Annotated in this window: 15 protein-coding genes; all 15 read left to right on the plus strand. The window is 44.0% G+C overall.

Features of this window, described 5'->3' with window-relative positions:
- The first annotated feature begins 204 nt into the window (after nt 1–204).
- The gene (gene fliE / locus NO992_RS01985) at nt 205–537 is read left to right on the plus strand and encodes a flagellar hook-basal body complex protein FliE (RefSeq protein WP_010369155.1); all 333 of its coding nucleotides are present in this window, start codon (nt 205–207) and stop codon (nt 535–537) included.
- Nucleotides 538–557: 20 nt separating this feature from the next.
- Complete coding sequence (fliF, locus tag NO992_RS01990) at nt 558–2,276, plus strand: flagellar basal-body MS-ring/collar protein FliF (RefSeq protein WP_096040862.1); 1,719 nt, start codon at nt 558–560, stop codon at nt 2,274–2,276.
- Nucleotides 2,269–3,309 carry a flagellar motor switch protein FliG gene (gene fliG / locus NO992_RS01995; RefSeq protein ID WP_010369151.1) on the plus strand — a complete coding sequence of 347 codons (1,041 nt, stop codon included), beginning with the start codon at nt 2,269–2,271 and terminating at the stop codon, nt 3,307–3,309. The genes fliF and fliG overlap by 8 nt, the downstream gene beginning before the upstream one ends.
- Before the next feature lie 3 nt (nt 3,310–3,312).
- Nucleotides 3,313–4,128, plus strand: a complete 816-nt coding sequence (gene fliH, locus NO992_RS02000; protein WP_371373963.1) for a flagellar assembly protein FliH — start codon at nt 3,313–3,315, stop codon at nt 4,126–4,128.
- A gap of 72 nt (nt 4,129–4,200) precedes the next feature.
- Complete coding sequence (gene fliI, locus NO992_RS02005; protein WP_017218040.1) at nt 4,201–5,532, plus strand: flagellar protein export ATPase FliI; 1,332 nt, start codon at nt 4,201–4,203, stop codon at nt 5,530–5,532.
- Entirely contained in the window at nt 5,532–5,978 is a 447-nt protein-coding gene (gene fliJ / locus NO992_RS02010; RefSeq protein ID WP_371373967.1) for a flagellar export protein FliJ, read from the plus strand. The genes fliI and fliJ overlap by 1 nt, the downstream gene beginning before the upstream one ends.
- A 142-nt stretch (nt 5,979–6,120) precedes the next feature.
- Nucleotides 6,121–8,208, plus strand: coding sequence for a flagellar hook-length control protein FliK (locus NO992_RS02015; RefSeq protein WP_371373970.1), 2,088 nt, complete (start codon nt 6,121–6,123; stop codon nt 8,206–8,208).
- 43 nt (nt 8,209–8,251) lie between these two features.
- A complete protein-coding gene (gene fliL, locus NO992_RS02020; RefSeq protein ID WP_010369126.1) occupies nt 8,252–8,776 on the plus strand; it encodes a flagellar basal body-associated protein FliL in 525 nt (174 codons plus the stop codon).
- 10 nt (nt 8,777–8,786) lie between these two features.
- Nucleotides 8,787–9,881 carry a flagellar motor switch protein FliM gene (gene fliM / locus NO992_RS02025; RefSeq protein WP_010369125.1) on the plus strand — a complete coding sequence of 365 codons (1,095 nt, stop codon included), beginning with the start codon at nt 8,787–8,789 and terminating at the stop codon, nt 9,879–9,881.
- Nucleotides 9,882–9,953: 72 nt separating this feature from the next.
- Entirely contained in the window at nt 9,954–10,352 is a 399-nt protein-coding gene (fliN, locus tag NO992_RS02030) for a flagellar motor switch protein FliN (RefSeq protein ID WP_010369124.1), read from the plus strand.
- Nucleotides 10,352–10,810, plus strand: a complete 459-nt coding sequence (gene fliO, locus NO992_RS02035; RefSeq protein ID WP_069018762.1) for a flagellar biosynthetic protein FliO — start codon at nt 10,352–10,354, stop codon at nt 10,808–10,810. Before fliN ends, fliO begins: the two co-directional genes overlap by 1 nt.
- A complete protein-coding gene (gene fliP / locus NO992_RS02040; RefSeq protein WP_010369122.1) occupies nt 10,803–11,540 on the plus strand; it encodes a flagellar type III secretion system pore protein FliP in 738 nt (245 codons plus the stop codon). Before fliO ends, fliP begins: the two co-directional genes overlap by 8 nt.
- Nucleotide 11,541: 1 nt before the next feature.
- Nucleotides 11,542–11,811 (plus strand): flagellar biosynthesis protein FliQ, encoded by a 270-nt coding sequence (gene fliQ / locus NO992_RS02045; RefSeq protein ID WP_010369116.1) that lies wholly within the window; start codon nt 11,542–11,544, stop codon nt 11,809–11,811.
- A 2-nt stretch (nt 11,812–11,813) separates the two neighbouring features.
- Nucleotides 11,814–12,593: a flagellar biosynthetic protein FliR gene (gene fliR / locus NO992_RS02050; protein ID WP_010369114.1), complete on the plus strand. Its 780-nt coding sequence runs from the start codon at nt 11,814–11,816 to the stop codon at nt 12,591–12,593.
- Nucleotides 12,594–12,602: 9 nt separating this feature from the next.
- The gene (gene flhB, locus NO992_RS02055) at nt 12,603–13,733 is read left to right on the plus strand and encodes a flagellar biosynthesis protein FlhB (RefSeq protein WP_010369112.1); all 1,131 of its coding nucleotides are present in this window, start codon (nt 12,603–12,605) and stop codon (nt 13,731–13,733) included.
- Nucleotides 13,734–13,806 lie beyond the last annotated feature (73 nt).

Consider the following 13,806-nt stretch of genomic DNA (forward strand, 5'->3'; position numbering starts at 1 on the left):
TCAGGTTAAGCTTTATATGTCAATTAAAATTTAATTAGGTGCCTATAAAGATCAGCAGATCTTAGGCGCCTAGTTTTTACTTCTATGCACTGCCAATTTTTCGACATACTAAAAATGTTTCAAGATACTGAAAATTAACGATTTTAAGTTGGCACGTTTTCTGCTTTATTACAGGTAACTAAGAGTTATTTTGAGTAAAGCATCATGAAAGTACAATCATCAGCGCTATTTCAAGAAATGCAGGCAATGGCTGCAGAAGCGACGAGAAACACACAGCCATCAGTGCAGCCGGTTAAGACGGCGGCATCTTCATCGGCTCAGTTTGGCGATTTACTCTCAGACGCACTTAATACGGTTCATGGCTTACAACAAGAAGCGAAACAAAAAGTCACCGCTGTTGAAATGGGTGACAGAAGCGTTTCTCTTGCAGAAGCCATGATAGCGAAACAAAAATCGTCGGTCGCTTTTGAGGCAACAGTGCAAGTTCGTAATAAACTTGTTGAGGCCTATAAAGAAATCATGAGCATGCCAGTTTAATTGAGTGACTGTGGAGAGTAATCGTGGCTACTAATCAATCAACAGATCTTACGCTTTCCGATGCAGCGCTGAATAATGACAGCGGATCGGATGAGCAACAAGAGCAAAAATCAGGCTACTTCAGTGCGCTAAGCGGTGTTGATATGTTGCGCCAGGTTACTCTGGTTATTGCCCTTGCTATTTGTTTAGCAATCGCAATCTTTATTATCATTTGGGCGCGCCAGCCAGATATGCGTCCGCTTGGTAAATACCCAACAGAAGAACTCGTCGAAACGTTAGACTTTTTAGACCAACAGAAAATTGAATACCAATTAGATGGTAATACCATTTTAGTTGCTGAGTCGGACTATCAAGACATAAAACTACGCATGGCGCGTGACGGTTTTACCCAGTCTCCGAGTTCTGGCACTGATATTCTGATGCAGGATATGGGTTTTGGTGTTAGCCAACGTCTTGAAAGAGAGCGCTTAAAACATAGTCGTGAGCAACAACTTGCGAGAACAATTGAAGAGTTACAAGACGTAAACCGTGCAAAAGTGTTGCTTGCAATTCCAAAAGAAAACGTCTTTGCACGTCGCGAGAAAAAGCCCTCTGCAACCGTAGTTATTACCCTTAAACGTGGCAAAACGCTTGGCGGCGAAGAAGTTGATTCAATCGTAGACATTGTGGCATCAGCGGTACAAGGCCTGGAACCTTCACGCGTGACCGTCACCGATCAAAACGGTCGTCTACTCAACTCTGGTTCTCAAGACTCTTTAGCTGCACGCTCGAGAAAAGAGTACGAAATCGAACGTAAGCGTGAACAAGAATATCTAGAAAAAATTGATAGCATCCTGATCCCAACTGTAGGTCTTGGTAACTTTACCGCGCAGGTTGACTTAACGATGGACTTCAGTGCAGTTGAAGAAACGCAAAAACGTTATAACCCAGATTTACCTGCGGTTCGTAGCGAAACGACGTATGAAGAAAATAATATTGGTGGTTTAGCAGTAGGTATTCCGGGTGCGCTGACTAATCAACCTCCTATAAACTCAAATATCCCAGAGGTTGCAGGGCAAGGCGGTAATGGTCAAAGTGCGACACCAAGCAGTAATCAAAAAGAAGCAACCCGTAACTATGAATTAGATACTACTATTAGCCATAAACGTCAGCAAACTGGGGTTATTCGCCGGATCAGTGTGAGTGTGGCCGTTGACTACCTCGCAAAACCTGATGCTGAAGGTAACATGGCAATGGCGCCGCGTACGCAAGAAGAGTTAAATAACATCCGTCGTTTGCTACAAGGTGGTGTGGGCTTTGATATGCAGCGAGGTGATGCACTAGAGGTAGTGACTGTGCCATTCGTGCGTGAAGACCTCACTGAAATGCAAGAGATACCACTTTGGGAGCAAGATTGGTTCCAAAAGACAATCCGTCTTGCAGCAGGTACCTTAGTGATCATTGTGCTAATCTTAGCGGTAGTAAGACCTATGCTTAAGCGTCTAATTTACCCAGATGATACGCTTGAAGATTTTGATGAAGATGCGTTGACCAGTGGTGTAGATTTAGGTGACAGTACACTCGATATGCTAAATAACGAATTCGATGAGTCTGCGGTTGGCTTCTCTTCTGACGGTAGATTACAATTGCCAGACTTACATGGCGACGAGGACTTACTCAAAGCAGTACGTGCCCTAGTTGCTAACGAACCAGAACTCTCATCACAAGTTGTGAAAGCGTGGTTGACAGAAGATGACTGATCAAGAACAAAAACAATTGCCCGCAGCCTTTGACGTTGACAAGCTAGATGGCGTCGACAAGGCTGCCATCTTACTGCTTAGTTTGACTGAAGAAGATGCGGCTCAGATTTTGAAACACTTAGAGCCGAAGCAAGTGCAAAAGGTCGGTATGGCAATGGCCTCCATGGATGACCTATCTCAGGCTAAAATAGCAGCTGTGCACAATTTGTTTATCGAACAAATTCAAAGTTTTAGTACGATAGGTTTCCAATCGGAAGATTTCATTAAGAAGGCGCTAACCGCAGCACTTGGTGAAGACAAAGCGGCAAGTCTTATTGACCAAATAGTTATGGGCTCTGGTGCAAAAGGGTTGGATTCGTTGAAGTGGATGGACTCGAAGCAGGTTGCCAATATTATCCGCAACGAGCACCCGCAGATCCAAACGATTGTATTGTCTTATTTAGAGCCTGAGCAATCCGCCGAGATTTTGTCTCAGTTTCCTGAGAAAGTACGCTTAGATTTAACAATGCGTATTGCAAACTTAGAAGAAGTGCAACCTGCGGCACTACAAGAACTAAACGAGATCATGGAGAAGCAGTTCGCTGGTCAAGCTGGTGCACAAGCAGCGAAAATGGGTGGCTTAAAAGCCGCTGCAGATATCATGAATTACTTGGATACCAATATTGAAGGTCAGTTGATGGATTCAATCCGAGAACATGACGAAGAAATGTCGCAACAAATTCAAGACCTCATGTTCGTGTTTGAAAACTTGATGGATGTAGAAGACAGAGGTATTCAGGCTATTCTGCGTGAAGTACAGCAAGACGTACTGATGAAAGCAATAAAAGGTGCAGACGAATCTTTGAAAGAAAAGATTATGAAGAATATGTCCAAGCGTGCTGCTGAGATGATGCAAGATGACCTTGAGGCTATGCCTCCAGTACGGATCAGTGAAGTGGAAGCAGCACAAAAAGAAATTTTGGCAACGGCTAGACGTTTGGCTGACTCAGGCGAAATTATGCTTGGTGGCGGTGGTGGTGAGGAGTTCCTATAAACCATGGTCGATAAAAAGTTGTATAAAGGCCGCCCAGTCAGCACCGAAGCGCTGGATGAGTTATTAGAAAACTGGCCCATTCCAGATGTTACGGATAAGCCCGAAAAATTCCGCGGTCGTTCGACCGCATTCGGTACACCGCTTGAAGAGCTGTATACGAAAAAGCAGGCACACTCCGAACCTGAGCCACAAGAGCCTGAATTTCCTACTTTGACCATTGAAGAATTAGAGCAGATCCGTCAGGACGCCTACGACGAAGGAATAAAGCAAGGCCATGAACAGGGCTATATTGAAGGCTTTGACAAAGGGGTTTCTGAAGGTAAAGAAGCCGGTTATAAAGAAGGGGTAGAAATAGGTAAAGAAAAGGGACTTGAGGAAGCACAACCGCTTATTGAAGAAAGGATGAAAGCGCTATCCGCTATTCTAGATAGCATGCAAACGCCACTGAATAAGGTTGATGATGAGTGTGAAAAGCAGCTGGTAGTACTCGTCAATTTATTGGCAGAGCAGGTTATTTTTAAAGAACTCAAAACCTCGCCTGAACTCATTTTAAACGCGTTGAAAAAAGCAATGGACGCGCTGCCTGTAAAAGATCAAACAGTACGCATCCATCTGCATCCAGAAGATTTAGCCTTAGTGCAAGCCATGTACGGCGAAGAACATATACAATCACAGCATTGGCAGTTACTTCCAGAGCCGACGTTGGACAGAGGTGGCTGCGAGGTGAAAACGCTACAGTCATCCATTGATATGACGCTTAAGAACCGTATTAGCGAAGTGTTGGAATCATTTTTGCAAGATAGCGGTATAAACCAATAATACTGCACTGTTATCTTGATAAGCGAAGCAATCAAATCAGGATAACGATGCCTTCCTAAGGTAATTGCGAACATGTCGACATCTGCTGCTATGAGCGAGCGCATCAGTAAGTATCAGAAATTTATCAAACCATACGGGGTTGCGGTTGCAGGCAGCCTCACCCGTGTGGTTGGCCTCACCCTTGAAGCTAGGGGGCTAAGTGCTCCCGTCGGCAGTCAATGTAAAATCGAGACGCTGGGCGGTTTTATTGATGCAGAAGTCATCGGTTTCAATCAAGAAACGCTTTACCTTATGCCAAACGATCATATTACAGGCGTCCTTCCTGGAGCGCGAGTGATCCCAAAAGTCAAGGATGCTGGATTGCCTGTCGGAATGGGTCTACTTGGCCGCGTAGTTGACGGACTTGGTAGGCCACTAGATGGCCTTGGTGCCATTGACGCTGAGAAACATCTTAAATTTGCCGCAGCGCCTATTAACCCGCTTGCAAGGCGTCCAATCGACTCACCAATGGATGTAGGTGTACGCGCGATAAATTCGATCGTAACAGTAGGTCAAGGCCAACGTATGGGTCTGTTTGCAGGGAGTGGTGTGGGTAAATCGGTACTGCTTGGCATGATGACTCGAGGCAGTGAAGCGGATGTTATTGTCGTAGGCTTGGTCGGTGAACGTGGTCGTGAGGTGAAAGAATTTATCGATGAGATTTTGGGCGTTGAGGGTAGACGCCGCTCCGTAGTGGTTGCCGCTCCCGCCGATGCCTCACCGCTGATGCGCTTAAAAGGCTGTGAGAGTGCTGTGACTATTGCGGAGTATTTTCGCGATCAAGGGTTAAATGTACTGTTGTTACTGGATTCGGTGACGCGTTATGCCATGGCACAGCGTGAGATAGCGCTTGCGGTTGGCGAGCCGCCAGCCACAAAAGGATATCCGCCTTCCGTGTTTGCAAAGCTCCCAGCACTGGTTGAGCGCGCTGGTAATGGTGGTGAAGGACAAGGCTCAATTACCGCATTTTTTACGGTATTGAGTGAAGGTGATGATATGCAAGACCCTATCGCCGATGCTGCCCGAGCTATTTTGGATGGTCATATTGTATTATCACGAGAGCTTGCCGATAGTGGTCATTATCCAGCGATAGATATTGAAAAGTCCATTAGTCGAGTGATGCCTCAAGTGGTATCAGAGGCACACATGCAACAAGCCAGAGTGCTCAAACAAGTCTATTCAATGTACCAGCAAAATAAAGACATGATCACCTTAGGTGCTTATCAACGTGGCAGTGATCAGATGCTAGATCAGGCGATAAATATGATGCCTGCGGTGAATAACTTCCTTCAGCAAGGCATGAAAGATGTGATCAATTACGACGAGTGTTTACAAGGCCTCGCTAAGCTACTAGGACAAGCATAATGGCAAATAACAAACTGACTTTATTGCTTAAGCTAGAAAAAGACAAAGAAGATAACCTTCGAGCGAATTTTGTTCAAGCACAGCAGCACCTCGCAACAAACCAACAACGGTTATCGGGACTAAACGATTTCCGTCTGGAATACAGCATGCAGCTTCATAGTAAAGCACAAGTAGGTCTGTCTAGTGGCGGTTTCAATCAATACCATAACTTTATTAATAAGATTGAGCAGGCTATTGATCAGCAAGCAAAAACGGTCAACACCGCGAAGCAGGTGGTTGAACAACGCCGCAAGCTATGGCTAGCACAGCAGGCTAAAACGAAGGCAATTGAAAAGCTTATCGAGAAGCAAGCCCTCGCGAAGCAAACTCGTCTTGCCAAAGCAGAGCAAAAGATGCTGGATGAGTTTGCAACGAATCAGTTTGTACGAAAAGCGCGTGCTTGGTAAGTTGGCTCGAAATATGCTTCGTAATAATCAGCGTTTTATTATTTAGGTAGTTCACTCGTAAAAGTCACTAATATTCATAGTGTTGGTTTTTAACGGTGTATTACAACGGCAGGACATTGCCACTTTATGAGGTAGCTTTAAGATGAATCTAATGCTTGCATCCATGCTGCAACGAGGCAGTAACGAGGTTGATATTAAAGAAAAATCCCAAGATATGGATGCTGAGGGTTCTGAGGGCGGCTCTGGGTTTAGTGCTTTAATGGCTGAGTTAGCTGAACAAGAGAGTGCAAACAAGCAGGTAAAAGAGTCTGCAGATCCTGTAACCTCAGATCTGGATGCGCCAATAGATAGCGAAGTAGCATTAGATGATGCTCCGCAGTCTGATAGTAAAGCACAAGCCTCTTCTTCTAAGCAGCAAGGGGAAGTACCAACTTCTACTGTTAGCTACACTGACAAAGGTCAGGTAGTTGTGGACAAACCACTCCCAGATTCCCCTGATAATGACTTGTATGCTCAGATCAACGCTGCAAAACAGCAGAGCACTTCATTAAGTCAAATCCCAACAGCAATTGCGCAATCAGTCAAAGAAGCATTGGGCAATGCCTCTTCGGCTGATGAAGAGGTTGTAGCTAGCGATAGTGCACTGTCTCAGGAGCAACTACAAGACGAAGCAAGTCAACTCAGTCGAGGGGGGAAAGGCCAAACTGAAAACGCCGGTACTAAGCCAACCTCGTTATTACAGCAGGCAGCTTTTTTGGACAGCCAAGACTCAGAAGGTGAGGTTGCTAAACCTTCGTTATTGAATGACAGTTCAGAAACTGAAGAGCAAATATTACAGCCTAAGTTACAAAAGGATACTAGCACTCAAGCCTTGGTTACCAATACAAACATAGAAAAACTGGAGACAAGCGCTAATAAGTCAATCGGGTCTCAAGTTGAAAGTGAGTCTGAAACCGCGCAACTGAAAGAACTCTTAGCTGCTAAGAAATCAGAACTTGCTCAATCGGTTTCCTCATCTGAAGCTAAGCAATCAGAGGCAAAGCAAACCGTCTCTGAGGCTAGTGCACAAACTGCAAAAGACAAAAACGCAGTAAGTACTAAAAGCACTACAGATGTGCAAACTATGGTAGAAAAGTTGACCGTACAGCAACAACAAGAATTAAAAGCCGTGATAGCTGGTAAGCTGGATATTTATGATGCATCACCAAGTGTACAAAAAGCCGTAGCTCAATTAATTGGTAAAGGTGTTGATATCGCAAATGCACAGCAATTTAAAGCATTTGTGCCATCCTCTGTCGTAACACAAACTACAACAAACACGCCGCAAGAAGCTGCTACGGATGTTAAAAACACTACCCAAGCGTCTTTTAATGTAAATAGCGCGCAAGAAAAGTCTAACAATAGTGAGCAGCAGGCTGTGGCAGTTAAAGAGGATGAACGTGCTGAAAAAAATATAGCTGTAAATAAATTGACTAGCGATGAAAAGTTGGCAGCAGAGAAGCAAAGTTCAGAAAAACAGAACTTAGAAAAACAAATAAGTGAAAAGATAGTTGATAAAGAAAATAGTAAGCTGATGCAAGCGGAAGCAAGCATTGCGAAAGAGACGGTTAAAAATGAGCGTCAATCGGCTAATGCTGCAACAGCGATACCAACTCCAGTCAAGCCTGAAGCAAGTCCTTTAAGCGCATCGCAAGACACTAGCTCACTAAACCAAACATTGAAAGAAGTTCAGCAAATTCAACAGTCTCAGCCAACAAACCAAAGCACAACACAGACAAAGCAAGCAACAGATGCTAATCTTCAACAGGCGATTAACATAGCTCGTCAGGATGCCGCTAAAGAGTTGCATCAACGGGTAGGACTGATGCTAAACCTTAACAATAAGGAAGCTGAGATTCGCTTAGACCCGCCAGAGCTTGGGGCGATGCAAATTCGGATAAAAAGCGATGCAGAGCAGGCCCAAGTGAATATTGTGGTGCAAAATCAGCAAGCTAAAGAATTGTTAGAGCAATCACTTCCAAGACTAAGAGAAATGTTAGCTGAGCAGGGTATTGAGCTGGGTGACAGCCAAATATCACATCAGCAAGGTGGAAATACTGAATCAGAGTCGCAAACTGCTGGTGGCAATACGAGTGGACAGCAAACTCTAGGTGATGAATCGGGGATTTCTGATAATTCGCAATCGCCGCAAAAGAGAAATACTGATTCTGCAATAGATTACTATGCCTAACACCTGCTATTATTATAATTAATAAAGATCATAAGGGCTTGCTATGGCTGAAGAAACCGACTTAGAAATAGAAGAAACGGGTGGTTCTAAGAAAAAGCTGATTATCATTATTGCCGCTGCGGTATTGATACTCGGCGGTGTCGCAGGGTTTTTCTTATTTTCAGGCTCAGACGCACCAGAAGAATCCTTAGCAGAAGAGACGACAGCAAGCGAAGTTAAAGCGGAGCAAGGTAGCGCTGCGCAAATGGGGAGCGCACTGTACGTTGCTATGCCTCGCCCGTTTGTTTTTAATGTACCAGGTGCTAGTCGCGATAGAATTGTGCAAATTAAAGTTCAGCTGCTGGTTCGCGGTGATGTTAATGAAGAAGTAGCAAAGAAGCATATTCCCTTGATTGAAGGTACTTTACTGAGCGTGTTTTCAACGACTACTGCTGATGAGTTAAGCACAAGTGCAGGTAAAGAAACGTTGCGCTTAACGGCGCTAGATAAAGTCCAAGCTGCGATGGAAGGGGTTGAAGGTAGCAAAGTAATCGAGCGTGTGTTGTTTACTGGCTTTGTGATGCAATAAGGTAGTATTTGTGAGCGATTTATTATCCCAAGACGAAATTGATGCGCTACTCCATGGTGTAGATGAAGTCGAAGAAGACGAAATCGGTGATGGTGGTGACGGCGAAGGTGCTGGTGCCTTACAGTATGACTTTTCGTCTCAAGATAGAATTGTGCGTGGGCGAATGCCGACGCTTGAAATCGTAAATGAACGATTTGCCCGCCATATGCGGATCAGCCTTTTCAACATGATGCGCCGCACCGCTGAGGTCTCTATCAACGGCGTACAAATGCTGAAATTTGGCGAATATATCCATACTCTATTCGTTCCTACCAGCTTGAATATGGTGCGCTTTAGACCGCTAAAAGGTACTGGCCTGATAACCATGGAAGCGCGTCTGGTCTTTATTCTTGTAGACAACTTTTTTGGTGGGGATGGTCGTTATCATGCCAAGATCGAGGGGCGTGAGTTTACACCAACGGAACGTCGTATCGTGCAGATGCTCCTTAAGATCATCTTTGAAGATTACAAAGAAGCCTGGGCGCCGGTGATGGATGTGTCGTTTGAATACCTCGACTCAGAGGTGAACCCAGCGATGGCTAATATTGTGTCACCTACAGAAGTGGTGGTGATTAGCTCTTTTCACATCGAGTTAGACGGTGGAGGGGGCGATTTCCATATTTCACTGCCTTACTCTATGTTAGAACCTATTCGAGAATTGCTCGATGCCGGTGTTCAATCAGATACTGAAGATACCGATCTACGTTGGAGTAAGGCGCTTCGTGATGAGATTATGGATGTAGAAGTTGAGATTTCTTCCCAGTTACTGGAAGTTGACTTATCGCTTGAGCAAATAATGAAGCTTCAAGCTGGTGATGTTATTCCTGTGGAAATGCCAGAGCATGTAACGGTTTTTATTGAAGAATTGCCAACGTTTAGAGCAAAAATGGGCCGTTCTCGTGACAATGTCGCGTTGCAGATCAGTGAAAAAATTAAACGTCCAGAATCAGTTAAGTCTGAGCTTCATGTATTTACCAAAGGTGGTAAAAAGCTCGACTCTGATGCTGAACTGGCAGAATTAGAAGAAGATCTACATCTTTCTGAAGGTGTAGATTTAGATTGGTAGTCGCGGACTTGTATACGCAAAATCGTGAGACTAATTATGGACAACAAATTAACTTAATCAGGTAGTAATCCAATGAGCGATGATCAAGATACTATGGACGAATGGGCAGCAGCACTCGCTGAAGCCGAAGGTGCCGAAGGTGGCAGTGAGCCAGAAGTTGCAGAGTTAGATGAACTCAAAGATTCAGCGCCTGCATTATCGTCAGATGAAAAACGAAAACTCGATACCATTTTAGACATTCCAGTTACCATTTCTATGGAAGTTGGCCGCTCTAAAATTAATATTCGTAACTTATTACAGCTAAATCAGGGCTCTGTTGTTGAGCTGGATCGCGTGGCCGGTGAACCGCTGGATGTACTTGTTAACGGTACATTGATCGCACACGGTGAAGTGGTTGTAGTAAACGACAAGTTTGGTATTCGCTTAACGGACGTCATTAGTCAGGTTGAGCGTATTAAAAAGCTACGTTAATGCGCTGGGGTTGGTCTTTAGCAGTGTTTGGCATCGCTTTTTATACACGGGCTGTCACTGCAACAACCTCAGAGACAGTACCTAAATCTTCTGTAGGGGCTGGTACCGCGGGGTTAAGCTCAGAGCTACTTTCCATGGGATTGTCTCTGATGTTGGTGATCCTACTTATTTTAGGCTTAGCGTTCGTTTTAAAACGTTTAAATCCCAATATTGTAAACCAGAAAGACTTTAAGGTGATCCGAAGTATATCGCTCGGTACTAAAGAACGTTTGCTGGTTATCGAGTTGGATGAAAAGCAGCACTTGCTTGGAGTAACACCAAATAATATCAACTACTTATACCAGTTGGAAACACCGTTAGATGATGTTAGCCGAACGCCATTTGCAAATGAGTTACAAAAGTTTTTAGCGGGCAAAGGGCAAGTAGCCAATAACCATAATAAGAAAAGTCATGATTAGATTGCTGATACTCTGTTTATTACTGTTTTCTGGGGTAGCTTCTGCAGAAGGGATAGAAGCAATAAACGTTACAACAAACCCTGATGGCTCTCAAGAGTACTCAGTGACACTTCAAGTACTCGCCATTATGACAGCGCTGAGTTTTATTCCAGCAGCTGTTATCATGATGACTTCGTTTACTCGAATAATTGTTGTGCTTGCGATTTTGAGACAGGCGATTGGTCTGCAGCAGTCGCCATCGAATCAAATTTTACTCGGTTTATCGTTGTTTTTGACGTTGTTTATAATGGCACCCATATTTTCGCAGATAAATGATGAAGCGGTGCAGCCATATATAAAAGAAGAAATCACATCAATCCAAGCACTTGAACGTGCCAAAGAACCAATGAAAGCCTTTATGCTGTCACAAACCCGAATTAAAGACCTGGAAACCTTTGCCAAGATAGCGGGTTACGACAAGCTTGATAGCCCTGAAGACACGCCGTTTATCGTTATTATTCCGGCTTTCGTTACATCTGAGCTGCAAACGGCTTTTATTATCGGCTTTATGTTCTTTATTCCATTTCTGATAGTCGACTTAGTCGTAGCCAGTGTCTTGATGGCCATGGGTATGATGATGTTATCTCCAATGATAGTTTCCTTGCCGTTTAAGATTATGCTTTTTGTGCTCGTCGATGGTTGGAGTTTGGTCATGGGTACACTGGCCAGAAGCTTCGGATTGGGGGTGTAATGTGGAACCAGAAGTCTTTGTCGATATCTTAAGTGATGCATTGTTTTTAGTCATCAAGCTGGTGGCGGCGATTGTAGTACCTGGGCTTCTAGTTGGCTTAGTTGTTGCTGTGTTTCAAGCAGCAACATCGATTAATGAACAAACATTAAGCTTTTTACCGCGTTTAATTATCACGATTCTAGCCCTCATTTTTGGTGGCCATTGGTTAACTCAAGAACTGATGGACTATTTTAACCTCGTGGTTATGCGCATCCCTGAAATTGCAGGCTAATCATGGAGTTCACCTTTGCGGTAATCATGCAGTGGCTAAGTGATTTTTTACTTCCACTGGTGCGGATAAGTTCAATGATGATGGTAATGGCGGGGCTTGGGGCACAGAGTGTACCTGCCCGAATTAAGTTTGCACTTGCTGTGGTCGTTACCTTCGCCGTGGTGCCCGTTTTGCCCAAATCAGAGTTTACCGATTTGTTCTCCTTTTCGATGATTTTGGTTGTTATTCAAGAAATGATGACCGGAGTCGCAATTGGTTTTGGCTCTCTATTGCTTTTAAATACTTTTATCATTGCGGGTCAAATCCTTGCTATGCAAACAGGTCTTGGTTTCGCATCTGTTGTTGACCCTGCCAATGGATTAAGTGTCCCAGCAGTTGGTCAGTTCTATTTAATATTAGCGACATTACTGTTTTTTGTTTATAACGGTCACCTGATGATGATACAAATGGTAGTGTATAGCTTCGAAAGCTTTCCCATTGCAGGTAATTGGTGGGCGGTAGACAATTTTTGGCGAATAGTTAATTGGGGGGGCTGGATGTTTTCTACGGCACTGGCTCTTGCGTTAGCTCCGTTAACGGCAATGTTGGTTATCAATATCTCGTTTGGGATCATGACCAGAGCTGCACCTCAGATGAATATTTTCTCTGTAGGGTTTGCTTTTACCTTAGTTGCAGGGCTTACCATTATTTGGGCGACACTGGGTAACTTCTTAGCACAATTTGAGTTTCAATGGCTCAAAATGACGGAGCTGATGTGCGACTTAATTGGTTGCACGGTATAGGAGTTTGAAATGGCAGAAGATTCAGGTCAAGAACGCACCGAAGAACCCACCTCCAAGAAGATAAGTGATGCGAGGAGTAAAGGCCAGGTAGCCCGTTCAAAGGAGTTGGGGACTACGTTTGTGTTATTGTTTTCTGCTATCGCTTTACTAATGTATGGTCCTGGTATAGGGAAAGCGCTTTACAACGTGATGGGACGAATGTTGTCGCTTAATCGCAATGAAACCTACGATACAACCAAAATGTTTGCTGTGTGGGGGGATATTGGCGCTGAGCTGTTATTCCCAATGGCTATGTTCGTTTTTATTATCGCAATTGCCGGAATAGTGGGGAATACGTTACTCGGTGGCTTTAACTTTTCTTGGCAAGCGGCCGCACCTAAAGCAAGTAAAATGTCACCTATGAAGGGACTGAAGCGAATGTTGGGCCCACAAGCGGCCATTGAGTTATTGAAGTCAGTTCTTAAGTTTGTATTAGTTGCAGGCTTTGCAATCTTGCTTATCAATATGTATTTTAACGAAATATTACACTTGAGTATTGAACAAATCCCTTCGAGTATAGAACATGCGTTAGAAATCATTGCGTGGATGTTTTTAGCGCTTAGTTGCACTATGATTGTGATCTCCGCAATTGATGCACCCTATCAAAGCTATAATCATCATAAACAGCTTAAAATGACGCTACAAGAAGTCAAGGATGAATATAAAAACTCAGAAGGTGATCCTCAAATAAAAGCGCGGATCCGCCGAACACAAAGAGAAATGTCGCAAAGACGTATGATGCAAGATGTACCAGATGCCGATGTTGTTGTGACCAACCCTACTCACTATTCGGTTGCGCTTAAATATGACACTGAAAGGGCGGGGGCGCCTATTGTTATCGCAAAAGGGGTTGATGAACTTGCGATGCAAATTAGAAAAATAGCCAAAGGGAATGAAGTGCCGATAGTGGAATCACCTGTATTGACTCGTTCGCTTTACCACACCACTGAAGTGGGTGATCAAATCCCTGAACAATTGTTTACCGCGGTTGCACAGGTACTTGCTTATGTATTTCAGTTGAATCGTTTCCAAAAAGGCAAAGGGAAAAGACCCGTTGCACTTACTCGAGATTTACCAATCCCAGACGATTTGAAGCATTAAAATTGCCCTCATAAGAATAAGCTATTAATTGGAACGCATATTGCATTTGTTGCTATGTGTCAATTTTTTGCTT

This window comes from Pseudoalteromonas sp. DY56-GL79, assembly GCF_041414765.1.
GTDB lineage: Bacteria > Pseudomonadota > Gammaproteobacteria > Enterobacterales > Alteromonadaceae > Pseudoalteromonas > Pseudoalteromonas piscicida.

Bases quoted from the DNA above. Each gene is read 5' to 3' on its own strand.
- fliH (WP_371373963.1), top strand. From the start codon at position 3,313: ATGGTCGATAAAAAGTTGTATAAAGGCCGCCCAGTCAGCACCGAAGCG.
- fliE (WP_010369155.1), top strand. From the start codon at position 205: ATGAAAGTACAATCATCAGCGCTATTTCAAGAAATGCAGGCAATGGCT.
- fliR (WP_010369114.1), top strand. From the start codon at position 11,814: ATGGAGTTCACCTTTGCGGTAATCATGCAGTGGCTAAGTGATTTTTTA.
- fliJ (WP_371373967.1), top strand. From the start codon at position 5,532: ATGGCAAATAACAAACTGACTTTATTGCTTAAGCTAGAAAAAGACAAA.
- fliL (WP_010369126.1), top strand. From the start codon at position 8,252: ATGGCTGAAGAAACCGACTTAGAAATAGAAGAAACGGGTGGTTCTAAG.
- NO992_RS02015 (WP_371373970.1), top strand. From the start codon at position 6,121: ATGAATCTAATGCTTGCATCCATGCTGCAACGAGGCAGTAACGAGGTT.
- fliO (WP_069018762.1), top strand. From the start codon at position 10,352: ATGCGCTGGGGTTGGTCTTTAGCAGTGTTTGGCATCGCTTTTTATACA.
- fliG (WP_010369151.1), top strand. From the start codon at position 2,269: ATGACTGATCAAGAACAAAAACAATTGCCCGCAGCCTTTGACGTTGAC.
- fliP (WP_010369122.1), top strand. From the start codon at position 10,803: ATGATTAGATTGCTGATACTCTGTTTATTACTGTTTTCTGGGGTAGCT.
- fliN (WP_010369124.1), top strand. From the start codon at position 9,954: ATGAGCGATGATCAAGATACTATGGACGAATGGGCAGCAGCACTCGCT.
- flhB (WP_010369112.1), top strand. From the start codon at position 12,603: ATGGCAGAAGATTCAGGTCAAGAACGCACCGAAGAACCCACCTCCAAG.
- fliI (WP_017218040.1), top strand. From the start codon at position 4,201: ATGTCGACATCTGCTGCTATGAGCGAGCGCATCAGTAAGTATCAGAAA.